1 protein-coding gene is annotated in these 956 nt (G+C 47.9%); it reads right to left on the reverse strand.

Translation table 11 applies throughout. The features are described from left to right. A partial coding sequence (locus ACRRUX_RS20545) for an IS982 family transposase (protein ID WP_432534100.1) occupies positions 1-867 on the reverse strand: 867 nt, incomplete at its 3' end. Positions 868-956: the final 89 nt, after the last annotated feature.

The following is a 956-nucleotide window of genomic DNA, read 5'->3' on the forward strand; positions in this document are numbered from 1 at the left end:
ATTATGTTCAAGCCGAGTGATTTTGATACTCGGCTTTTTAGGCTGAAATGAATAGGCAATGAGTCCAGCGAGCAAGTTCACCATAAAACTGATGCAGCTGCGGTGTCGTGAATGCTCGATTTGAGAGATGTTCTTAAGTTGATCAAAGACTGTTTCGATAATAAACCGCTTCCTGAGCATCAGCCGGTCCCAGAGCTTCATTACTTTGGGTTTCATATTCTTTTTCACGCCGGTGATCAGTGTCACCCCCTTGTCCGCCAGCTCTTGCTCCAATGGGCCTGAGATATAGCCTTTGTCCCCGTACAAGGAACCCCAAAGATTATCGACCATGTCCGCTACAGGCGTTCTGTCATCCACGTTGGCTGCCGTAACTTTGACTGAAATGATCCCACCCTGCTCATTGATGATAAGGTGAAGCTTGAAACCGTAGAACCATCCCATACTTCCCTTTCCTCGCTTGGCGGCGCCCTCGAATACCTGATGCCTGGGGATACGCATGTTGTGACAGACTTGGAGCTTAGTGGAGTCAACAAAGGCAATACCCGTTGGCTTAGCTTGTCGATGGGTGAGGTAAGAACAGAGGGGAACCAGCACACTTTGCATAAGTTTAAGCATGCGCGTATAGCTGACCAACTCAGGGAATTCACGGGTGAGAAAGCGGCAAACAAACTGAATATAGTAGGCTTTAAAGTCCCGGTAGCCGGACTGATGGAAGAGGATAACAATAGTCATCACTTCACTGACAGAGAGGCGTGAAGGCTTGTTTCTTTGCCGGGTACCGGAAGCTATGAGGTGCTTTTGCCATGCGGGCAGGAAAGCCTGACAGAAATCATCGACATCCACGAAAACAGCGTCTAAATTGTTCATGCCCAAGTCCTTATGCGATTGATGGTTTTCAACAAACGATCAGATCGCGACTTGGGCGTTTAGTTCATTTCTTATACGCAGCTCAGGTT

The organism is Shewanella sp. GXUN23E (assembly GCF_050865035.1).
GTDB lineage: Bacteria > Pseudomonadota > Gammaproteobacteria > Enterobacterales > Shewanellaceae > Shewanella.